General features: G+C 64.1%; 22 protein-coding genes. All 22 read left to right on the plus strand.

Translation table 11 applies throughout. From position 1 onward, the window contains the following. Positions 1-4 precede the first annotated feature (4 nt). The 22 genes from NLY36_RS09080 (at position 5) to NLY36_RS09185 (ending at position 20,584) form a co-directional block, all read left to right on the plus strand. Positions 5-1,816 (plus strand): DUF1217 domain-containing protein, encoded by a 1,812-nt coding sequence (locus tag NLY36_RS09080; protein WP_023735019.1) that lies wholly within the window; start codon positions 5-7, stop codon positions 1,814-1,816. 7 nt (positions 1,817-1,823) lie between these two features. Further along, positions 1,824-2,549, plus strand: a complete 726-nt coding sequence (flgF, locus tag NLY36_RS09085; RefSeq protein ID WP_023671749.1) for a flagellar basal-body rod protein FlgF — start codon at positions 1,824-1,826, stop codon at positions 2,547-2,549. A gap of 4 nt (positions 2,550-2,553) precedes the next feature. Further along, positions 2,554-3,975 (plus strand): flagellar protein export ATPase FliI, encoded by a 1,422-nt coding sequence (gene fliI / locus NLY36_RS09090; protein ID WP_023735020.1) that lies wholly within the window; start codon positions 2,554-2,556, stop codon positions 3,973-3,975. Further along, the gene (locus tag NLY36_RS09095; RefSeq protein ID WP_031249020.1) at positions 3,962-4,828 is read left to right on the plus strand and encodes a hypothetical protein; all 867 of its coding nucleotides are present in this window, start codon (positions 3,962-3,964) and stop codon (positions 4,826-4,828) included. Before fliI ends, NLY36_RS09095 begins: the two co-directional genes overlap by 14 nt. An 84-nt stretch (positions 4,829-4,912) precedes the next feature. Beyond that, positions 4,913-5,293, plus strand: coding sequence for a flagellar basal body rod protein FlgB (gene flgB / locus NLY36_RS09100; RefSeq protein ID WP_023683310.1), 381 nt, complete (start codon positions 4,913-4,915; stop codon positions 5,291-5,293). Positions 5,294-5,295: 2 nt separating this feature from the next. After that, the gene (gene flgC / locus NLY36_RS09105; protein ID WP_023686341.1) at positions 5,296-5,712 is read left to right on the plus strand and encodes a flagellar basal body rod protein FlgC; all 417 of its coding nucleotides are present in this window, start codon (positions 5,296-5,298) and stop codon (positions 5,710-5,712) included. Next, a complete protein-coding gene (gene fliE, locus NLY36_RS09110; protein ID WP_023673649.1) occupies positions 5,712-6,047 on the plus strand; it encodes a flagellar hook-basal body complex protein FliE in 336 nt (111 codons plus the stop codon). The genes flgC and fliE overlap by 1 nt, the downstream gene beginning before the upstream one ends. Before the next feature lie 12 nt (positions 6,048-6,059). Continuing rightward, a complete protein-coding gene (flgG, locus tag NLY36_RS09115) occupies positions 6,060-6,848 on the plus strand; it encodes a flagellar basal-body rod protein FlgG (RefSeq protein ID WP_023673650.1) in 789 nt (262 codons plus the stop codon). Positions 6,849-6,854: 6 nt separating this feature from the next. Next, a complete protein-coding gene (gene flgA, locus NLY36_RS09120; RefSeq protein ID WP_023735021.1) occupies positions 6,855-7,382 on the plus strand; it encodes a flagellar basal body P-ring formation chaperone FlgA in 528 nt (175 codons plus the stop codon). Then, entirely contained in the window at positions 7,379-8,620 is a 1,242-nt protein-coding gene (locus NLY36_RS09125; protein ID WP_023735022.1) for a flagellar basal body P-ring protein FlgI, read from the plus strand. The genes flgA and NLY36_RS09125 overlap by 4 nt, the downstream gene beginning before the upstream one ends. 3 nt (positions 8,621-8,623) lie before the next feature. Then, positions 8,624-9,205: a MotE family protein gene (locus NLY36_RS09130; protein WP_027049841.1), complete on the plus strand. Its 582-nt coding sequence runs from the start codon at positions 8,624-8,626 to the stop codon at positions 9,203-9,205. Beyond that, the gene (flgH, locus tag NLY36_RS09135) at positions 9,202-9,906 is read left to right on the plus strand and encodes a flagellar basal body L-ring protein FlgH (protein ID WP_023691727.1); all 705 of its coding nucleotides are present in this window, start codon (positions 9,202-9,204) and stop codon (positions 9,904-9,906) included. Before NLY36_RS09130 ends, flgH begins: the two co-directional genes overlap by 4 nt. Positions 9,907-9,923: 17 nt before the next feature. Next, entirely contained in the window at positions 9,924-10,424 is a 501-nt protein-coding gene (locus tag NLY36_RS09140; RefSeq protein WP_023735023.1) for a flagellar basal body-associated FliL family protein, read from the plus strand. Then, on the plus strand, positions 10,421-11,152 hold the full coding sequence (fliP, locus tag NLY36_RS09145) for a flagellar type III secretion system pore protein FliP (RefSeq protein ID WP_023710973.1): 732 nt from the start codon (positions 10,421-10,423) through the stop codon (positions 11,150-11,152). Before NLY36_RS09140 ends, fliP begins: the two co-directional genes overlap by 4 nt. Before the next feature lie 210 nt (positions 11,153-11,362). Continuing rightward, a complete protein-coding gene (locus NLY36_RS09150) occupies positions 11,363-12,247 on the plus strand; it encodes a flagellin N-terminal helical domain-containing protein (RefSeq protein ID WP_023683303.1) in 885 nt (294 codons plus the stop codon). A 282-nt stretch (positions 12,248-12,529) separates the two neighbouring features. Continuing rightward, entirely contained in the window at positions 12,530-13,414 is an 885-nt protein-coding gene (locus NLY36_RS09155) for a flagellin N-terminal helical domain-containing protein (protein ID WP_023683302.1), read from the plus strand. 192 nt (positions 13,415-13,606) lie between these two features. After that, positions 13,607-15,247, plus strand: a complete 1,641-nt coding sequence (gene fliF / locus NLY36_RS09160; RefSeq protein WP_023695749.1) for a flagellar basal-body MS-ring/collar protein FliF — start codon at positions 13,607-13,609, stop codon at positions 15,245-15,247. A 3-nt stretch (positions 15,248-15,250) separates the two neighbouring features. Next, positions 15,251-15,877, plus strand: a complete 627-nt coding sequence (locus NLY36_RS09165) for a hypothetical protein (RefSeq protein ID WP_023695748.1) — start codon at positions 15,251-15,253, stop codon at positions 15,875-15,877. Positions 15,878-15,908: 31 nt separating this feature from the next. After that, positions 15,909-17,255, plus strand: coding sequence for a MotB family protein (locus tag NLY36_RS09170; RefSeq protein WP_023683299.1), 1,347 nt, complete (start codon positions 15,909-15,911; stop codon positions 17,253-17,255). Further along, positions 17,252-18,682 (plus strand): MotC family chemotaxis protein, encoded by a 1,431-nt coding sequence (locus tag NLY36_RS09175; RefSeq protein WP_023735025.1) that lies wholly within the window; start codon positions 17,252-17,254, stop codon positions 18,680-18,682. Before NLY36_RS09170 ends, NLY36_RS09175 begins: the two co-directional genes overlap by 4 nt. Beyond that, the gene (fliK, locus tag NLY36_RS09180; RefSeq protein WP_023735026.1) at positions 18,679-20,064 is read left to right on the plus strand and encodes a flagellar hook-length control protein FliK; all 1,386 of its coding nucleotides are present in this window, start codon (positions 18,679-18,681) and stop codon (positions 20,062-20,064) included. The genes NLY36_RS09175 and fliK overlap by 4 nt, the downstream gene beginning before the upstream one ends. Further along, a complete protein-coding gene (locus NLY36_RS09185) occupies positions 19,997-20,584 on the plus strand; it encodes a transglycosylase SLT domain-containing protein (RefSeq protein WP_373432824.1) in 588 nt (195 codons plus the stop codon). The genes fliK and NLY36_RS09185 overlap by 68 nt, the downstream gene beginning before the upstream one ends. The last annotated feature ends 43 nt before the right edge of the window (positions 20,585-20,627 follow it).

A 20,627-nucleotide genomic window follows, 5' to 3' on the forward strand; every position in this document is an offset into this window, starting at 1 on the left:
TGTCGTGTTGAGCACTTTTACCAGCTACCAGCTCATCGCCAGGGACATCCCCAAGGCGATCGACCGCATCGAGGCGGAGCCGATCACCAAGCGCGACACCGACTACTATCTCGCGAACATCGGCAGCGTGAAATCGATCGACGATTTCGTCAAGAACGACCGGCTGTTCAAATATGCCATGAAAGCCTTCGGTCTCGGCGACATGGCTTACGCCAAGGCCTTCATGGTCAAAGCCCTGAAGGAAGGGGTGTCGGATTCCGACAGCTTCGCCAACAAACTGAGCGACAAGCGTTATGCCGAGTTCGTGTCGGCCTTCAATTTCGCCGCACTTGGCGCTAATGCCACGAGCTACAATTCGGCACAGCAGGGCATGACCAACAATTATGGTCTCCAGGTCTCGGTCGGCCCTTCGCAGAACGGCTTCACCTACTACAAGGGCGAAACCTCGTACTACCTGAGCAACATTTCCAACGTAAAATCGATCGACGACCTGATGGGCAACGATCGCCTGCTCACCTATGCGATGGCCGCGTTCGGCCTGGACGCCGACGCCGAGCCGGCTGCGACCGTGCGGGCCATGCTGGAAGGCGGCGTCACCGACCCGAACAGCCCCGCAAACACGTCGACAAACAAGGGCTATGCGGCTTTCGTCGCGGCTTTCGACTTTGCCCAATATGGCGACCAGGCTACGGCGCGCGACGCCGTCCAGCAGGCGGTGCCGAAGGCTGTGATCGGCGGAACCGGACTGTTGCTCGTCAAGCCGACCGCGCAATACATCAAGGGCGAGGCCGACTACTACGCAGCCAACATCTCCAAGGTGAAGTCCATCGAAGACCTGCTGAAGGACAAGCGCCTGCTGACCTTCGCCATGGCTGCCTATGGGCTTGATGCATCGACCCAGACGACGAAGCAGATCCGCACCATGGTCAATGGCGGCGTCACCGATCCGTTGAGTCCCGCCAACCTGTTGACCGACAAGAGCTACGCCAACTTCGTCAGCGCCTTTGATTTTGCCCAGTATGGCGATCAGACGATCACGCGCGACGCGGTGCTGAAGACCACGCCGAAGCTCTACACGACCGAGTCCAGTCTTGGCCTCATCAAGCCGAATGCGGACGCCGTCCAGGCCGAGACCAGCTACTACCTCGCCAACATCACCAAGGTGAAATCGGTCGACGACCTGATGGCCGACAGCCGCCTTTATAACTATGCTCTGTCCGCAAGCGGGCTCGATCCGGCGACCACCAACAAGGATCTCGTCCGTGATGTCCTTGAGGGCGGTGTCCGCGATCCCGCCAGTGTCGCCAACAAGCTCTCCAACAAGGCCTATGCCAGGCTCGCCACCTCGTTGAATTTCGAGGCCTACGGCGAAGCGGCAACGACCCGCAGCCCGTCGCAGCAGCCGGTGGTCGACAAATACATGCGCCAGACCCTGGAAGAAGACGCCGGCAAGACCAATGAGGGCGTGCGGTTGGCGCTCTATTTCGAGCGCAAGGCCTCGACCATCACCAACTGGTACGACGTGCTGGCCGACACGGCCCTGGCCAGCGTGGTACGCACCGCCATCGGCCTGCCTGATTCCTTCGCTGCCGCAGATATCGACAAGCAGGCGCAGGCCTTCGAGGCAAAGCTCGACCTCACCGATTTCACCGACCCGGCCAAGCTCGAGAAATTCCTCACCCGCTTCACCAGCCTTTGGGAAATCAATCATCCGACCTCGACCGCCCAGACATCGATCGGTGTGCTGTTTGCGCAGCCGACCACCGTCGGCATCTCGACCGATCTGATGATGGCCATGCAGAAACTGAGATTCTGAGAACACCATGCAGGACAGCCTTTACGTCGCCCTTTCCTCGCAGATCGCGCTTGAGCGCCGTCTCGACACCATCGCCGATAATGTCGCCAACGCCTCGACCATCGGCTTTCGCGCCACCGGCGTGAAGTTCGAGGATGTCGTCTCCGGCAGCGGCCCCAAATCGGTGTCCTTCGCCTCCTCCGGCAAGACCTATTTGTCCGGCGCGCATGGCGCGATGACGCAGACCGGCAACCCGTTCGACTTCGCCGTCCAGGGCGATGCCTGGTTCGGCATCGACACCCCGGCCGGCACCGTGATGACGCGCGACGGACGTTTTTCGATGAACGAGAACGGCGAGTTGATGTCGCTCGAAGGCCATCCGGTGCTCGACGCCGGCGGTGCGCCGATCCAGCTCGACCCGCGCGACGGCCCACCCAAGGCGGGCGCCGACGGCTCGCTGCGCCAGGGCGACAAGCTCGTCGGCGCCATCGGCCTGTTCAATTTCGATCCCGGCCCGAATTTCGTCCGCTACGGCAATTCTGGCATCGTGCCCGCGCGTGCGCCGGAGCCGGTCACCGACCGTTCCGATCTCGGCGTCGCGCAGGGCTATGTCGAGGAATCCAACGTCAATCCGGTGCTGGAGATGACGCGCCTGATCATGGTCCAGCGCGCCTTCGAGAACACGGCGGCGCTGATGCGCCAGACCGATGCCTCGACCGACGACGCCATCAAGACGCTCGGCTCCAAGTCGTAGCAGCATGTCGAGCAGCAAATCATCGATACGCGCGCTTGAACGGCAACCGGAGACAGCACCGGAAAACCGGCTGGCTGCGCTGGAGCGGATCTGGCGCCGCTTCGATGACACCGAGACGTTGCTGCGGCGCGGCGGCCGTGTTTCGGAGGTTTCGCCAACGCATTACAAGGTGCGCGGCCTGTCTGAAGTCGCCAGGCTTGGCGACCTCGTCGAACAGCGCGGCAATGCCGGCACGCGCCGCGGCGAGATCGTCAGGATCGGCCGCGACGAAGTCGCCATCGCCCCTTTCGAACGCAGCGCCGACGCCGGCATCGGCGACGCCGTGTTTCGCCGCGGCCCGCTGATGGTAACGCCGCATGCTTCGTGGCGCGGGCGCGCCATCGACGCGCTGACCCGCGTCATCGACGGCGGCCCGCCGCTGATCAGGATCGGCGAGGCTGCGAGCGGCGACGGCACAACGCCCGGCGCCATGGCGCGGCAGCGCGTCGGCACCGCCTTCACGACCGGGGTCAAGGTCATCGACATCTTCACGCCGCTCTGCCTCGGCCAGCGCCTCGGCGTCTTTGCCGGTTCCGGCGTCGGCAAGTCGACGCTGCTCGCCATGCTGGCCGGCGCCGACGCCTTCGACACCGTGGTCGTGGCGCTGATCGGCGAGCGCGGCCGCGAGGTACGCGAATTCCTCGAAGACACGATCGGCGCAGAGAGCATGGCCAAGACGGTCGCCGTCGTCGCTACCAGCGACGAGAGCGCCATGATGCGCCGGCGCGCGCCGGATACCGCCATGCGCGTTGCCGAACATTTTCGCGACCAGGGCCATCGCGTGCTGCTGGTGCTGGATTCGATTACCCGCTTTGCCCATGCGCTGCGCGAGGTAGCGACCGGCACCGGCGAGCCGCCGGTCGCCCGGGGCTATCCCGCTTCGGTTTTCACCGACCTGCCGAAGCTGCTCGAACGCGCCGGACCTGGCGCTGAAGGCCCCGGTATCAAAGGACAGGGATCGATCACTGCCATCATCTCGGTGCTGGTCGACGGCGATGACCACAACGACCCGGTCGCCGATTCGGTACGCGGCATCCTCGACGGCCATGTCGTGCTCGACCGCGCCATTGCCGAACAGGGCCGCTACCCCCCCGTCAATCCGCTGTCGTCGATCTCGCGCCTTGCCGACAAGGCATGGAGCCCCGAGCAACGCATGCTGGTGACCAGGCTGAAGTCGATGATCTCGCGCTTCGAGGACACGCGCGACATCCGCCTGCTCGGCGCCTATCAGGGCGGCGCCGATGCCGAGCTCGATATTGCCGTGCGCCAGGTGCCGCTGATCTACGAGGCGCTGACGCAGTCGCCCAGGGATCGCGCCTCGAGCGACGCATTCTCCGACCTCGCCCGTCATCTGAAAGGCAAGCAAAGTGTCGATGCAGGAGACTGAGCTTCAGTACACCGAGCGGCTTTTGCGCGAGATGATCGCAGAGGCCAGTGCCGCCGAGGAAGCCCGGGCCAACGAAGCGAGAGCTGTCAGGGCAAAGGCCGATCTCGACAAGGCCGCCAAGGCTGAGGCCATTCTGGCCAGGGCCGCCAGGCCATTCTTGCCCAGGGTAGCCAGCGTAGTCGAGTCCACTGTGCCTCGCTTGGCCGAGCCTGCCTTGCCCAGCGTCGTCAAGCCTGAATTGCCAAGGACCCCTCGCGCCGGCCCCAAAGAAGCGATCGAGACCAGTCGTGACTCGCTTCTCGACGGGCTGTTCCCGGTCACCGAATGGCCGCAGCCGCCAAGGCCGCAATATCCCAGGCTCGACAAGAAATCCGACCGCCGCAGCGATATCGTCTTTGCCGCGCTCGGCATCACGCTCGGCCTGATCTGCGCGCTGTTTCCCTGGTATATCTTCTTCAATCAGGACCAGTTCGGCGTGCAGGCGATCAAGTTCGGCGGCAGCGGCACCAATGCAGGGCGGGTCAGCGGCGGCTCGCAGATGGAGAACAGCGGTCAGCCGCTGACGGCAAACGATGTTCCCGATGTCGACCTGTTCGCCACCGGCACGCTGCAGGACCCCGAGGACAAGACCCAGCCTCCCGGCGTCGACGAGCAGCCCTTCCCGGCGGATCCCAAATTTCGCATGGTTCATGTCGCCAATGGCCGCGCCATGATCGAGGACGATGCCGGCCTGTGGATTGTCCAGCGCGGCTCGAAGCTGCCCGACTCCAGCGTCGTCTCGTCGATCGAGCAACGCGGCGGCAAGTGGGTCATGGTCACCAGCACCGACCAGGTGATCGAACTCTCCAAATAGCGGCACACCGGCTTACGCCTAACCCGCGCAAGGTCCGCGCAAGACTGGCAGCCTAGTCTTGTACGTACCAGCCTGGAGATCCCCATGGAGCCCGTCAATCTTTTCGATCTCGCCGCCAAGCAGTCGCAATGGCTGTCGGTGCGCCAGTCCGCCATTGCCGGCAACATCGCCAACGTCAACACGCCGGGCTACACCGCCGGCGATGTCGAGCCGTTTGAGAAGGTGCTCGACCGCACGGCAGTGTCGCTGACCGCCACCCAGGCAGGCCACCTCGGCACTGCCGCCACCAATGCCGGCTTCACGGTCAAGCCAGAAGAGACGACCGGCGCCATCATGCCCTCGAAGAACACGGTCGTGGTCGAGAACGAACTGATGAAGGCCGGCGAGGTCCGCCGCTCGTTTGAACTCAACACCGCGATCGTCAAGGCCTTCCATTCGATGATGATGATGGCGGTGAAGAGCTGACCATGGACGCTTTGACCTCAGCCCTCAAGATCGCCGCGTCCGGCCTCAGCGCCCAGTCTGACCGTTTGCGCGTCGTTTCGGAAAACCTTGCCAACGCGCAGTCGACCGGCAACACCCCGGGCGCCGACCCCTATCGCCGCAAGACCATCAGTTTCGTCTCGGAACTCGATCGTGCCTCGGGTGGCACGACGGTTGAGGTCAACTCCATCGACCGCGACCCCAGCGACTTTCCCGTCGAATTCCAGCCCGGCAACGAGGCCGCCGACGACAAGGGCTACGTCAAGATGCCCAATGTCAACGTGCTGGTCGAGATGGCCGACATGAGCGAAGCCAACCGCTCCTACGAGGCCAACCTTCAGGTCATCAAGCAGGCGCGTGATCTGATCTCCATGACCATCGACCTGATGAGGAACCAGTAATGATCAGCGGCATTGGCGGTATCGGATCGCTTCCCCTCAAGCCGGAGATCGGCGGCGCCGATACCACGACCGACCTGTTCCAGGGCACCAGGGCGCCGATGGCCGGCAGCGAAATCGGCACCACCTTCGCCGAAGCGCTGAGCCAGGCTGCTTCAAAGACCGTCAACACCTTGCAGAATGCCGAGCAGGTGTCGATCCAGGCGCTGAGGGGCGACGCCGACACCCGCCAGGTCGTCGACGCCGTCATGAGCGCCCAGCAGGCCCTGCAGACCACGATCGCCATTCGCGACAAGGTCGTCTCCGCCTATCTCGAAATCAGCCGTATGGGCATCTGAGGAGAACTTGCCGTGAAAGCACTCGCCATCGCAGCGACCGGCATGAATGCCCAGCAGACAAATCTGGAAGTTATCGCCAACAACATCGCCAACATCAACACCACCGGCTACAAGCGCGCGCGCGCCGAATTCTCCGACCTGCTCTACCAGGTCGACCGCACGCAGGGCGTGCCCAACCGCTCCAATTCATCGCTTGTGCCGGAAGGCGTGTCGATCGGCCTCGGCGTCAAGACGACGGCGGTGCGCAACGTCCATACGCAGGGCGAACTGACCTCGACCGGCAACAGTTTCGACATGGCGCTGACGGGCCGCGGCTGGTTCCAGATCGAGGGCGGCGACGGCGGCACGCTCTACAGCCGCGCCGGCGCCTTCAACACCAACGCCACCGGCCAGCTGGTGACCGTCGACGGCGCCAATGTCATCCCGGCCATCACCGTGCCGACCGATGCCATCGAAGTTGTCGTCAACAAGACCGGCCAGGTCTTTGCCCGCATCGACGGCCAGACCGACCTCCAGCTGCTGGGCCAGCTGCAGCTCGCCAACTTCGCCAATGAAGCAGGCCTGGCGCCGCTCGGCGACAATCTGTTCCAGGAGACGCCGGCCTCCGGCCCGGCCAATGTCGGCGTGCCCGGCGATCCCGGCTTCGCCTCAGTCGAGCAGGGTTATCTCGAGGCCTCCAACGTCGATCCGGTCAAGGAAATCACCGAGCTGATCTCGGCGCAGCGCGCCTATGAGATGAACTCCAAGGTCATCCAGGCCGCCGACGACATGGCCTCCGTCGTGTCCAAGAACATCAGGTAAGATTTGATGGTCTCTCCGGCCTCCCGCTCCGCGCTTTGCCGCACCGCGCTGATCCTGGCGCTGGTGGCCGGCGGTGTGCCGGCGTTTGCCCAGGAGAGCGCAGACCAGCAGACCAGCACCCAGGTCGCGAGCAGTCAGGCGACCGGCGAGATCGTTCTGATCCCCAACCGGGTTATCTATCCCGGCGAGATGATCGATACGGGCGCGCTGAAACCGGTGACGCTGCTCCCCGGAAAGCACAGGCCGGATGCGGTCGCCACGCAGGCCATGGAACTCCAGGGCAAGGTCGCCAAGCGCACGCTGCTGCCCGGCCGCTATATCCCGGTCGCCGCCATCCGCGACGCCTGGCTGGTCGAACAGGGCGCCGACGTGCAGGTCTATTTCATCGCCGGCGACCTCACCATTTCGGCCACGGCGGTGTCGCTGCAGCCGGGTGCCGCCGGCGATTTGATAAAGGTCCGCAACACAGACAGCGGCAAGATCTTTTCCGGCACGGTGATGGCTGACGGCACCATCCGGGTCAGCGCGTCATGAGACGCGGAGCTGCCCTTCTGCTCGCGGCCGTTGTCGGCCTGCAGCCGGTGCTGGCCGACGGTCTTACGCCGAAGCAAAAGCGCGATCTTGCCGGCCAGAATGGCGGCGCTTTTGTCGATCCCGAATACGATCCGGCCACCACCAACCGCATGTTCAGGGTCTCCAACGGCCCAAGCTCTCTGCCACCCGGCCAGGTCGCATCGCGCATCAAGGACATTGCGCAGCTGCAGGCTTCGCGCGACAACCAGCTCGTCGGCTACGGCCTCGTCATCGGCCTCGCCGGATCGGGCGACAGCCTGCGCAATTCGCCCTTCACCGAACAGTCGATCCGCGCCATGCTCGAAAATCTCGGCATCGCCACCGAAGGCGGCAGCGCGCGGGCCAAGAACGTCGCCGCCGTCATCGTCACCGCCAACATGCCGCCTTACGTGCAGTCGGGCGCCCGCATCGACATCGACGTCTCCTCCATGGGCGACGCCACATCGCTTGCCGGCGGCACGCTGATAATGACGCCACTGAAGGCCGCCGATGGCGAGATCTATGCTGTCGGGCAAGGCTCGGTCATCGTTTCCGGCTTCACTGCCCAAGGCGATGCCGAAAAGCTGACGCAGGGCGTGCCGACGGCCGGCCGCGTGCCCAACGGCGCCATCGTCGAGCGCACGGTGCGCGCCGAATTCGAGGACCAGGCGCTGCTCACCTTGCAATTGCGCAACCCCGATTTCTCCACTGCCGTTCGCATCGCCGACGCCATCAACGGCTACACCTCGCAACGCTTCGGCATGCGCGTGGCGGCGGAGCGCGATGCACGCACCGTGCAGATCAGGCGGCCGAAGAATGTTTCGGCGGCGCGCTTCTACGCCGAGATCGAGAATTTGGTGGTCGAGACCGACACGCCGGCACGCGTCGTCATCGACGAACGCACCGGCACCATCGTCATCGGCAACGAGGTCAAGATCTCGCGGGTGGCGATCAGCCACGGCACGCTCACCGTGCGGATCACCGAACAGCCGAAGATCGTCCAGCCGGAACCGTTCTCCAAGGGCGTGACAGCGGAGGAACCCTTCACCACCATCGATGCCACGCGGCCTGACGCCCGCGTCAATGTGCTCGACGGACCGAACCTCGAAACGCTGGTGTCGGGCCTCAACCGTCTCGGCGTCAAGCCGGACGGCATCATTGCCATTTTGCAAGGCATCAAGTCGGCCGGCGCTTTGCAGGCCGATCTGGTTCTCCAATAGGCCATGCCGATGATCGATTTCTTTTCCCAAAAGCAGCACCGCCGCAGCGCAGCCTTGGCAGCTTGCGTCATCGCCGCCACGGTCCTTGCCGGCGGCACTGTCCGCGCGGAAGAAGCGGTGCGGCAGGTTCTGCCTGGCGGGCAACAGCCGGCGGCAGTGCAGCAGCTGGTCCGCGAGAAGGTGCCCGATGAAAGCGAGATCCAGCGCTTCTGCTCCAACATCGCCGACGCCGCCCGCGACCGCCGTTACGCGCTGCAGGCCGAAGAGCTGAAGCAGCTGCAGGCCGGCATCGACCTCCGCATGAAGGCGCTGGACGACAAGCGCGCCGAATACGAGCAATGGCTGAAGCGGCGTGAAGTCTTCCTGGCCCGCGCCGAGGATGGCGTCGTCAAGATCTATGCCGGCATGAAACCGGATGCCGCGGCCGAGCGCCTGGCCATGGTCAACGCCGATCTCGCCGCCGCCATCCTGATGAAACTCGATTCGCGCAAAGCCGGCGTCATTCTCAACGAGATGGACCAGAAGGCAGCGGCCACACTCACCGGCATCATGGCCAGCGCGGCCCGAAGGGTAGATCCGTCATGAAGTCGCATATTCTCGCCCTGGTCGCCACGGCTTCACTTGCCGGATGCGCCTCCGACCCCAGGGAGATCGGCAGGGAGCCGGCGCTGTCGCCGGTTGGCACCGGCATCACCGGCAGCGTCAATGCGCCCTACTCCTATCCCGAGACGCCAGCCGCGCCGGTGAAGAAATTCTCGCTGTGGGATGATCGCCAGAGCCGGTTGTTCACCGACCCACGCGCGCTGCGCGACGGCGACATCCTGACCGTCAGGATCAAGCTCAACGACAAGGCCAACTTCAAGAACCAGAACGACCGCAGCCGCACCGCCGGGCGCAAGCTCGGCTATGACGTCAACCTCGGATGGGAAGGTGCCACCACCAGCGGCAAGGGCGACGCCGGCTTGAGTTCCACCACCGAAACCAATGCGGACGGCGAAATCAAGCGCTCGGAGAACCTCGAGCTCAACGTCGCCGCGGTCGTCACCGAAGTCCTGCCCAACGGCAATCTGATGATCCGGGGCTCACAGGAGGTGCGCGTCAATTACGAGCTCAGGGTGCTGACCATCGCCGGCATGGTGCGTCCATCCGATATCGGCGCTGAAAACACCATCTCTTATGAACGCATCGCCGAGGCGCGCATCTCCTATGGCGGCCGCGGCCGCGTCAGCGAAATCCAGCAGCCCGCTTACGGTCAGCAGATCCTCGACCAAGTCCTCCCCTTTTAGGACTGGAGAACGGCGCCGTGGCAAATGTCGAACAGGTTCAGCAAAAAAAGGGCCCGTCGCTTGTCATCCAGCTTGCGATGCTGCTGGCGGTGACGGGCGCCGCGATCGGCATGGGCTGGATGTCCGGCGGCTATCTGAAGGGCGTCGGGGGACCGGTGCCTGTGCCCGCCGCACCGGAGAACCAGTCCAATGGCGAGCAACCGAGCAAGGCGGCCGAACATGCTCCCGGCACCGGGCCGACGCTTGTCCAGCTGGCGCCGATCACCACCAATCTGGCTTCGCCTGCTGACACCTGGATAAGGCTGGAAGCGTCGGTGGTCTACGATGCGCCGCAGCCGCCGGAACTTACCGAAAGCATTCACCAGGACCTGCTTGCCATGGTCCGCACCCTGAAGATGCATCAGATCGAAGGCGCCAGCGGCTACCAGCATTTGAAAGCCGACCTCGAGGAGCGCGCCGCAATCCGCAGCGGTGGCCATGCCAAACAGGTTCTGATCAGGACATTGCTGCTCGAATGAGAAAACTCGTCCTCGCCGCCGCGATCGTCGTCGCCGCCACCTCTGTCGCCGCCGCCCAGCAGCTCGATCTCGGCGGCATCGGCAAGGCCGACGGCGCCACCGTCGGCTATATCATCCAGATGTTCGGTCTGCTCACCGTGCTGTCGGTGGCGCCGGGCCTGTTGATCATGGTGACGAGCTTCACCCGCTTCGTCATCGCCTTCTCGATCCTGCGCGCCGGCATCGGCCTGCAGTCGACGCCGGCCAATCTGATCCTGATCTCGCTGTCGCTGTTCATGACCTTCTACGTCATGGCGCCGACCTTCGACCAGGCCTGGAACACCGGCGTCAAGCCGCTGATGGACAACCAGATCAGCCAGACCGAGGCGTTCGAAAAGATTTCGGACCCGTTCCGCACCTTCATGCTGCACAATGTCCGCGACAAGGACTTCGACCTGTTCGCCGATCTCGCCCGCGAACGCGGCCAGGTCGTTGCCAGGGACACCGTCGACCTGCGCATCCTGGTGCCGGCCTTCATGATCTCCGAAATCCGCCGCGGCTTCGAGATCGGCTTCCTGATCGTGCTGCCGTTCCTCGTCATCGACCTGATCGTCGCCACCATCACCATGGCCATGGGCATGATGATGCTGCCGCCGACCGTCGTTTCGCTGCCCTTCAAGATCCTGTTCTTCGTCCTCATCGACGGCTGGAACCTGCTTGTCGGCAGCCTGGTGCGCTCCTTCACCTGACCGTCCGCGCGCCCTTGGCGCCTTGCTAAAATTTTATGCAATATATTTCCGGTTAACCGTCCCGTTTAGCCCTTTGGTAGGGACTTGCCCGCATATTGCTCGCAGATGGCGGGTGATCGGATCTCACGATCATTGGCATGATGCCGCTCCGTCATACCGGAAAAGCCGGTATGTCAAAAACACCCTGTAAAAATCAAGGTACGAGTAGCCATGTCCAGTATCATGACGAACGCCTCGGCGCTGACCGCGCTGCAGAGCCTGAACAACACCAACAAATCCCTCGAGCAGACGCAGGCCCGCATCTCGACCGGCTACCGCGTTGCCACCGCTTCCGACAACGCCGCTTACTGGTCGATCGCGACCTCGATGAAGTCCGACAACAAGGCCAACTCGGCCGTGCAGGACGCCCTCGGCCTCGGCGCCGGCAAGGTTGACACCGCCTACACCGCCATCAACGACGTCAAGGACCAGGTCGACCTGATCAAGACCAAGCTGGTCACTGCCCGTAGCGCCTCGAAGGAAGACCAGCAGAAGATCGCGACCGAAATCAACGCCATCCAGGCGCAGATCAAGTCCTCGGTCGCCAACGCCAACTTCGCCGGCTCGAACCTGCTGCAGAACGACGCTGCCGCTGCGTCCGACCTGAAGATCGTTGCGGCTTACAACCGTACCGGCGCGACCGTCACCATCGACACCATCGACGTCAAGGCTGCCGATACGCAGGTTCTCGATGTCGCCGGCACGGGCGGCATCGTCGGCGGCCTGCTCGCCGCTGCCTTCTTCGACCCGAGCACCACGGCGGTTACCCCCGCCGCCATCGACACCGCGCTCGGCACTGTTGAAACCGCGCTTGCCAAGCTGTCCACCGGCGCTGCCTCGCTCGGCGCCGCCAAGTCGCGCATTGACACCCAGAAGAGCTTCCTGTCGAACCTGTCGGACTCGATCGACAAGGGCGTCGGCGCTCTGGTCGACGCCGACATGAACAAGGAATCGACCCGTCTGCAGGCCCTCCAGGTCCAGCAGCAGCTCGGCATCCAGGCGCTGTCGATCGCCAACGGCAACTCGCAGTCGATCCTGTCGCTCTTCCGCGGCTGATCTCTCGACATTACGACTGACACCATCCGTCGGGCCGCGCCAACAGCGCGGCCCGATTTCTTTTTGCGGCTGTTGATTTTCTTGCTAAATGGCTGCCGATTTTTGCTCTTGGCCAGCGCCCTGAATGGCTTGGTTTAACAGGCCGTTAACCATATCCCGGTAGTCATGGTTAACCATTCCATGGCGGGCAGACCATACGGTCGATGGGCTTATGCCTACCCCCTTGATGAAGTTGATCCGGCGTGTTCGGGACACGCCAGTGTTTGAAAAGGGGTAAATATCTTGGCTAGCATCATGACGAACGCTTCGGCTCTGACCGCGCTGCAGAGCCTGAACAACACCAACAAGCAGCTTGAAACCACCCAGTCACGCATTTCGACCGGCTACCGCGTCGCCACCGCCAGCGACAACGCCGCCTACTGGTCGATCGCCACCACGATGAAGTCCGACAACAAGGCGCTTTCGGCCGTTCAGGACGCGCTTGGCCTCGGCGCCGGCAAGGTCGACACCGCCTACACCGCCATCACCGACATCAAGGACCAGGTCGACCTGATCAAGGCCAAGCTGGTCACTGCACGCAGCGCCAGCAAGGACGACCAGCAGAAGATCGCCACTGAGATCAAGGCTATCCAGGACCAGATCAAGTCGTCGGTCACCAACGCCTCCTATGCCGGCTCGAACCTGCTGCAGAACGACGCTGCTGCGACCTCCGACCTGAAGATCGTCGCGTCCTATAACCGCACCGGCACGACCGTCGCCATCGACACCATCGACGTCAAGGCGGCCGACACGCAGGTCCTCGATCTTCCCGGCACCGGCGGCATCGTCGGCGCTCTGCTGGCGACGACCTTCTTCGATCCCAGCACAACCCAGGTCCTTCCGGCAGCCATCGACACCGCACTTGGCGCCGTTGAAACGGCGCTTGCCAAGCTGTCCACGGGCGCTGCCTATCTCGGCGCCGCCAAGTCGCGCATCGATACCCAGAAGAGCTTCCTGTCGAACCTGTCGGACTCGATCGACAAGGGCGTCGGCGCGCTGGTCGACGCCGACATGAACAAGGAATCGACGCGGCTGCAGGCCCTACAGGTCCAGCAGCAGCTCGGCATCCAGTCGCTGTCGATCGCCAACGGCAACTCGCAGTCGATCCTGGCGCTGTTCAAGCAGTAAGCCTGACCCGGCTTTCTCCTTCTTGAATTGAAGGGCCGCGCCGACAGCGCGGCCCTTTCGCTTTGTGGCTGTGTTTTGACGCATGTCGTTGACACGGAACCGCTGCACTTCCGGGCGACATGCTCTATCATCTTCGCACAAGCTTCGCGGTCTAGTGTTCCCACGGAATATCATGCTGGGAGCGCTTGAATCGTGCCGCAACAGATCCAGAGCATCATCTCGAATCTCAGGGCATTTGGCGTCAGGCGCCTTGCCATGCTGGCCGGCATTGCCGCATTGGTGATGGCCGTCATCGGCATCGGCTCGGTCTATCTCAACCGCCCTGCCTATGAGACGCTCTATGTCGGGCTCGATCGCTCCGACGTGAACCAGATCGGCCTGGTGCTCGGCGAGGCCGGCATCGGCTTCGACGTCGGCTCCGACGGCACCTCCGTGCTGGTGCCGGCCGGCACCACCGCGCAGGCGCGCATGCTGCTCGCCGAAAAGGGCCTGCCGACCAGCGCCAATGCCGGCTACGAACTGTTCGACAATGTCGGCTCGCTCGGGCTGACCTCCTTCATGCAGCAGATCACCCGCGTGCGCGCGCTGGAAGGCGAGATCGCCCGCACCATCCAGTCGATATCCGGCATCAAGGCGGCCCGCGTTCACATCGTCATGTCCGAGCGCGCCAATTTCCGCCGCGACGAACAGCAGCCCTCCGCCTCGGTGGTCATCCGCTACTCCGGCATCGATGCTGAAAAGAGCGCCATGTCGATCCGCCATCTCGTCGCCGCCGCCGTGCCGGGCCTGTCGGCCGACAAGGTTACCGTGCTCGATTCCAACGGCAATCTTCTCGCCGCCGGCGACGATCCCTCCAACACAAGTGCTGCCCGCACGCTCGGCGTCGAGCAGACCGTCGAGGCGCAGATCGGCGACAACATCCGCCGCGCGCTGACGCCTTATCTCGGCCCCGACAATTTCCGCGCCAGCGTCAAAGCCGACGTCAATACCGACACCCGCCAGACCGAAGAGACAATCTTCGATCCGGAGTCGCGCGTCGAGCGTTCCGTGCAGTCGGTGCGCGCCAACGAAAACAGCAATCAGAGGCAGGCCTCGACCCCGGCCACCGTCGAGCAGAACCTGCCCGAGACCCAGGCGACCAGCACCGATGGTCCGCAGACGTCATCGGCGAACGACCGCAAGGAGGAGATCACCAATTACGAGATCAACTCCAAGAAGATCGCCACAGTATCGAACGGCTATTCCGTTACCAAGATGTCGATCGCCGTCGTCGTCAATCAGCAGCGGCTGATGACCATCCTCGGCAAGGACGCAACGCCCGAGCAGATCGCCAAGCGCGTTGCCGACATCCAGAAGATGGTGGCTTCGGCCACCGGCTTCGACGACAAGCGCGGCGATATCATCGATGTCTCGGCGGTCGAGTTCATCGACGGGCTCGACGGCGAGGCGGTCGAGCAGCCGGGCATAATGGCGTCGATCGGAACCCATGCCGGTACGATGATCAATGCCGGCGCGTTCATCGTCGTGGTGTTCCTGGTCGCCTTCTTCGGCCTGAGGCCAATGGCCACCGCGCTGAGCGCGCGGCCGACGCCGGCACTTGCCGGTCCGAGCTTCGACGACGTCCAGCGTTCACTGCCGACACCCGAAGCCGCCAGCGCCGAACCGGCGCCGGCTGCCTTGCCCGGCAGCCGCCCCGGCCCGACTCCACTCGACGATCTTCGCCAGAAGATCAGGCCGGCGCCGCAGGAGCGGCTTGCCCGCATGGTGGACATCAATGAGGAGCGCACCGCGCAGATCCTGCGCAAATGGGCGGCCCAGGAAGCAGCGGTATAGACCATGGCCTCGGCAGCGCTTTTCGACCTTTTGCCGGATTTCGGCGCACGCAGCCAGCGTGCCGGCCAGCCCTCGCTCGCGGCCATGGCCGAGCCAAGGCCGGAGACGTCGGCGCCGCAGGCCGACATCGGCGCGCTGATCGCCGAAGCGGTCATCGATGCCGAAGCCGCCCTTGAAGCCCGCCTTGCCATCGCCCACCAGGCAGCGCTCGAGGCGCAGAGACAGGCCAATGCCGATGAAGCAAAGGCCTTTCTGGAAAGTTTCGGCGGCGATCTCGGCGCGGTCGTCACTGCCCGTATCGAGATCATGGAGGCCAAGGTCAGCGACCTCGTCGGCGCCACCATTGCGCGCATCATTGGCGGCCTTGTCAGCGACGATCTGCAGAAGCGTTCGCTGGAAGCCCTTGCCGGCACGATCCGCGAAGCCGTCGGCGACAGCGAGGCGGTGCGCATCGCCGTGCGCGGACCGCTGTCATTGTTCGAGGCACTGAAGGCTTCGCTCGGCCCACGCGCGGCCAATCTCGATTTCATCGAGGCGCCCGGCTTCGACCTTACCGTCTCCATTGACGAGGCGGTGTTCGAAACCCGCATTGCCGAATGGTCGGCCGCCTTGTCGGAGGCCCTATCATGAGCGGGGGCCCTATTATGAACGAGTGGACGTCATGAGCGTTGTCGAGGCCGCAGACGCCAGGCACGAGATCATCATCGTGCGGCGCAATCACGACGACCACGACGACGCCCACCATGGCGGCGTCTGGAAGATTGCCTTTGCCGATTTCATGACCGCCATGATGTGCTTCTTCCTCGTCATGTGGCTGATCAACGCCGCCAACGAGCAGACCAAGGCGGCCGTTGCCAGCTACTTCAATCCGGTCAAGCTGGTCGATCGCAACGCCAGCCGCAAGGGCCTCGAAGACCTCGGCGATGGCCCGAGCAAGGTCGGGCTGACGGCCGACGACCCGCGGGACAAGACCAGCAAGGCCGGACAGGACGGCATCGGCGGCGCCGGCACCTCGGACAAGAAGCAATCGAAGGAATCGGCGCCGAAGACCGATCTTTCCGACGAGCATCTGTTTGCCGATCCCTATGCTGTGCTGTCGGAAATCGCCACCGACACCGGCGTCATGCAAAATGTCAGCGAGAAGGGCGATGGCGGCGCGCAGGCGTCCGGCCCGGCTACCGGCGCATCCGGCGGCCAATCCTACCGCGACCCGTTCGCGCCGGATTTCTGGTCGCAGCAGGTGGCTGCACCAGGCGCCGAAGCCACCGCCGAACGCACCAAGATCGAAGGCGATCCCCTGAAGCCGGGTGACAAGGCGGCACAGACGCAAGTGGCGGAGGTGAAGGCCGTGCCGGCCGCGCCGCCAGTGGCCGCGGCGCCGCTCGAGCCGCTGGCGAAATCCGTTTCCGATAAGCCGCTGACCAAGGCTGAAGCCAAAGCAGAGGCCAAGGCTGAAGCAGCGAAGGCCGAAATTGCAAAGGCCGAAGCCGCCGAAGCACAACCCGCACCCAAACCCGAAGCCGCAGAAAAAGCGCCGACGGCCGCCACTGTTAGAGCCGCGGCGCAGGTCAAGCAGGAACTGGCCGAGGCCTTCAAGCCAGGCGACAAATTGCATGATGGCGTCTCCGTCGAAGCCACCGACAAGGGTGTCGTCATTTCGATCACGGACCAGTTCGATTTCGGCATGTTCGAGATCGGATCGGCTGTGCCTAGGCGTGAACTGGTGCTGGCGATGGAAAAGATCGGCCGCATCGTCAACGAGCAGAAAGGCACGATCAGCATCAACGGCCACACCGACGCGCGGCCGTTCCGCAGCGACACTTACGACAATTGGCGGCTGTCCACGGCGCGCGCCCATTCCGCCTATTACATGCTGGTGCGCGGCGGCGTCGACGAGCGCCGCATCACCGAGGTCGCCGGCTTCGCCGATCGCGAGCCGAAAATTGCAGCCGACCCGATGGCGGCCGCGAACCGCCGCATCGAAATCCTGATGGCGACCGACGGATGAGGCGCGCCGCGATCATCGGCCGCGCCGTCGGGCTGCTGCTGCTGAGCGCTGTCCATCCGCCATCGGCCTTCGCCGAGGACGGCTTGCAGCCCTATCAGCTGGTGCGCTCGCTGCAGCTTGTGCAGGACCGCATCGCCGCCGGCGATCACGCCGCGCTGCCGATGCAGGCCAAGCTGCTCGAAATGGCCGACACAAGGCTGCGCGCGGCGGACGCAGATGATTTCAGCGACCCGAAGAATTTTCGCGCCTTGCTGGTCTATGGCATGAGTGGCGGCAACCCCGTCACCGTCGAGGCGGCGGTGTCGCGCGCCAAGACCGACCCGCAAAGCCTGACCATCGCCAAGGGCATTGTCGATTATCTGAACGGCCGGCAGGCGGCTGCGATCGAGGCGCTGAAGCCGATCGATCCGATGACCCTGCCCCCCGATGTCGGTGCCTTTCTGGCGCTGGTCAAGGGCTCGCTTCTCGCCACCGAGCAACCGGTCAGCGCGCTTGCGCTGCTCGACGATGCTCGCCTGCTCAGCCCCGGCACGCTGGTCGAGGAAGCAGCACTGCGCCGCTCGGTCGGCATCGCCGCCGCGCAAGGCGACGGTGCGCGTTTCGCGCTTGCCTCAACCCAATACGTCGAAGACTACCTCTATTCGCCCTATGCCAGCCAGTTCGCCGACGCCTTCGTCTCCGGCGTCATCACGCTGCACATGGCGATCAGCCAGGACAAGCTCGCCGACATCACCGCAATGATGGATCCAGAACGCGAGAAGGTGATCTATCTGCGCATCGCCCGCCGCGCCGCGATCGACGGCTTTGCCGATCTCTCCGCCTTTGCCTCGGCCAGGGCTGAACGGGGCCGCGACGGCATCCACAATCAGGACGATCCGCGCGCCCAGCTCTATTCCAGCCTGTCCACGGTAACGTCCGGCACCATCGGCGAGGTCCGCGCCAAGCTGGACAAGATCGATCGCAACCAGCTTTCGCAAAGCGACCGCGACCTGCTCGATGCCGCGCAGGCCGTGGCGGGTGAAGTCATCGCCCCGCCGGCGCCGCTGCCTGCCGAAAAGCCCGCACCTGCCGCGGCCAGGCAGGAGCCGGTCAAGACCGCGGCCGTGGAAAGACCCGACGAGCCAGAGCTGCCGCCGGTCGAAGGCGCGATGCCGGAACAGCCAGCCGCCACAACGTCGAGTGAACAGCCCGCAACCGACCAACCGAAGGCGGCAAGTGAGCCGGCCGCGCAGGCACCGAGCACGCCCGAGCCAAAGGCGGCGGAAACGCCTGCAGTCGCCTCGGCCAGCGATGCGGCTCCGGTCGTGCCGGCATCGGTGCCGGCCCCCGCCGCAGTAGAGCCTACCGATCCCACCGACGCCGCCATGGCGAGGACGCGTCACCGGCTCGATTTGATCGACCAGATGCTTGGAGCAGCCCCGAAATGACCACCAATGTTGGCCAGGCCCTGCCGGCTCCCGCGCACGCCGGATCGAAGCAGTCGGCCTCAAACGCCAATGGCGGCGACAAAAGCTTCGGCGACATGGTGCGCGGCGACGACGATGCGCCGACACCGATAGGCCAGGGAGCAATTGAGGCCGCGTCGCACGAGCTGCATTGGGCCAAACGCAGCCCTGCCGGTCCCGGCAAAAGCGAAATCCCACACACCCAGTCTGGCAAAACGGGGACGAAATCCGCTGCCGGCAAGGCCGCAAAAGAACATGCCGATAGTGGCCCGGACAAACCATCCAAGGACGCTGAGGTGGCCGGACGAGACGCGGATGCAGGATCGCTGCAGGATCATTTGCCACTGGTGCTGGCGCTGCACGATATCAGGCATTTCTCAACGGTCCGGACAAGCGGGAACGGCATCGCGACGAATGGACAGACTGGGCAACCGGCGCCCGCTGGCGAGGCCACTTCTGCACAGACGTCGCCTCTGAAGAGACACCGCGCAGCGTCCGGCATTGACAACAGACTCGACACGACGACGCGATCGGAACGGGCCAAGCCCGGTACCAGCGTTTCCGCACAGGATCAGGGGCAAAAGCTGCCCGCGATCGGGCTCCAGTCCGGCAAACTGCCGCACCAGGATGGTCCGACGCCTCCTCTACCGGCGGGCCAGACGGCAAGCGACGTTTCGGCACCCGAGGCAAAACGGTCCGCGCCGTCGGCGAAGTCCGTCGATGGAGCCCATTCCGCGGCATCGTCCACACAGGGAAAACAGCCGCCATTCGCTGCGCGCGTCGACATTGTCGCCGAACAGAGCTTCCCCGCGCCGGCGCATAGTCCGATAAACCAAACGACTTCGGCGCTTATCGACGCGCTGGCTTCGGATAACGGCCTGCGGCAAGCGGTTTCGACGCCGTCGACGACCGCCCAGACGGCCGGTTCTGTTGCCGTTCCGACACATATATTGAAGATCGAGCTTCACCCGGCAGAGCTCGGCATGGTCACCGCCAGTCTCAGGCTTTCCGGAGAACAACTTTCGATAGAATTGAAGCCCGAAACCCATGAGGCTTACCGCCGTCTCGCCACCGACAGCGACGCCATCGTGAAGTCGTTGCGCGGGCTCGGCTTCGATGTCGACAAGGTGACCATCCTGCAACCCTCGATAGCGATCCACGCAGCGGCCCGCAGCGATGCAGCGAACTCGCATCCAATGCCGCAAGGCCGCGACCAGTCCGCTTTTCAGCCCGGAAACTCGAGCGGCAACAATACGGGTTCGGGCGGCCACCAGTCGGGAAGAAACCGCAATGACGATGCCCAGGAATTCGGCCGCGCTGGCGCGCCTGCTCGCGAGCGTGCTGGCGACGATATGTTTATCTAGCCTCGCCACCAAGCCGGCCACCGCCGCCACCAACCCTTGCGAGCCCGAGATTTTGCGTGCCGCCGATCGCTATGGCGTGCCGGCCGGCATCCTCTATGCGGTCGGACTGACCGAGACCGGCAAGAAGGGAAGCCTGCAGCCTAATGCGTTGAATATAGAGGGGAAAGCGGTATTTCCAAGGAACCGCACCGAGGCCCTGGCCGCCTTCGAAGCAGCCCGGCGCGAGGGCAAGACACTCATCGATCTCGGCTGCATGCAGATCAACCATCACTATCACGCCGCGCATTTCCGCAGCGTCGACGACATGCTGGACCCGCGCCAGAATGTCGACTATGCCGCGCGCTTCCTGGCCAGCCTGCATGCGCGTCATGTCAGCTGGTCGATGGCCGTCGCCCGCTACCACGCCGGCCCCGACAATGACCCCGCGCAGAAATTCTATGTCTGCCGCGTCATCGCCAATATGGTCGCCACCGGCTTCGGCAAATGGACCCCGAACGCCCGCAACTTCTGCAACCATTAGGTGAATCATCTCTTGCGAACGGCTGCAAATCCACGCCCGGCGG

Source organism: Mesorhizobium sp. C399B, from assembly GCF_030323185.1.
GTDB lineage: Bacteria > Pseudomonadota > Alphaproteobacteria > Rhizobiales > Rhizobiaceae > Mesorhizobium.

Coding starts and splice junctions, on each gene's coding strand:
- NLY36_RS09170 (WP_023683299.1), top strand. CDS start 15,909: ATGAGCGTTGTCGAGGCCGCAGACGCCAGGCACGAGATCATCATCGTG.
- NLY36_RS09150 (WP_023683303.1), top strand. CDS start 11,363: ATGTCCAGTATCATGACGAACGCCTCGGCGCTGACCGCGCTGCAGAGC.
- flgA (WP_023735021.1), top strand. CDS start 6,855: ATGGTCTCTCCGGCCTCCCGCTCCGCGCTTTGCCGCACCGCGCTGATC.
- NLY36_RS09175 (WP_023735025.1), top strand. CDS start 17,252: ATGAGGCGCGCCGCGATCATCGGCCGCGCCGTCGGGCTGCTGCTGCTG.
- flgC (WP_023686341.1), top strand. CDS start 5,296: ATGGACGCTTTGACCTCAGCCCTCAAGATCGCCGCGTCCGGCCTCAGC.
- fliK (WP_023735026.1), top strand. CDS start 18,679: ATGACCACCAATGTTGGCCAGGCCCTGCCGGCTCCCGCGCACGCCGGA.
- NLY36_RS09125 (WP_023735022.1), top strand. CDS start 7,379: ATGAGACGCGGAGCTGCCCTTCTGCTCGCGGCCGTTGTCGGCCTGCAG.
- flgB (WP_023683310.1), top strand. CDS start 4,913: ATGGAGCCCGTCAATCTTTTCGATCTCGCCGCCAAGCAGTCGCAATGG.
- flgF (WP_023671749.1), top strand. CDS start 1,824: ATGCAGGACAGCCTTTACGTCGCCCTTTCCTCGCAGATCGCGCTTGAG.
- fliI (WP_023735020.1), top strand. CDS start 2,554: ATGTCGAGCAGCAAATCATCGATACGCGCGCTTGAACGGCAACCGGAG.
- NLY36_RS09185 (WP_373432824.1), top strand. CDS start 19,997: ATGCCCAGGAATTCGGCCGCGCTGGCGCGCCTGCTCGCGAGCGTGCTG.
- fliE (WP_023673649.1), top strand. CDS start 5,712: ATGATCAGCGGCATTGGCGGTATCGGATCGCTTCCCCTCAAGCCGGAG.
- NLY36_RS09165 (WP_023695748.1), top strand. CDS start 15,251: ATGGCCTCGGCAGCGCTTTTCGACCTTTTGCCGGATTTCGGCGCACGC.
- fliP (WP_023710973.1), top strand. CDS start 10,421: ATGAGAAAACTCGTCCTCGCCGCCGCGATCGTCGTCGCCGCCACCTCT.
- NLY36_RS09130 (WP_027049841.1), top strand. CDS start 8,624: ATGCCGATGATCGATTTCTTTTCCCAAAAGCAGCACCGCCGCAGCGCA.
- NLY36_RS09095 (WP_031249020.1), top strand. CDS start 3,962: ATGCAGGAGACTGAGCTTCAGTACACCGAGCGGCTTTTGCGCGAGATG.
- flgH (WP_023691727.1), top strand. CDS start 9,202: ATGAAGTCGCATATTCTCGCCCTGGTCGCCACGGCTTCACTTGCCGGA.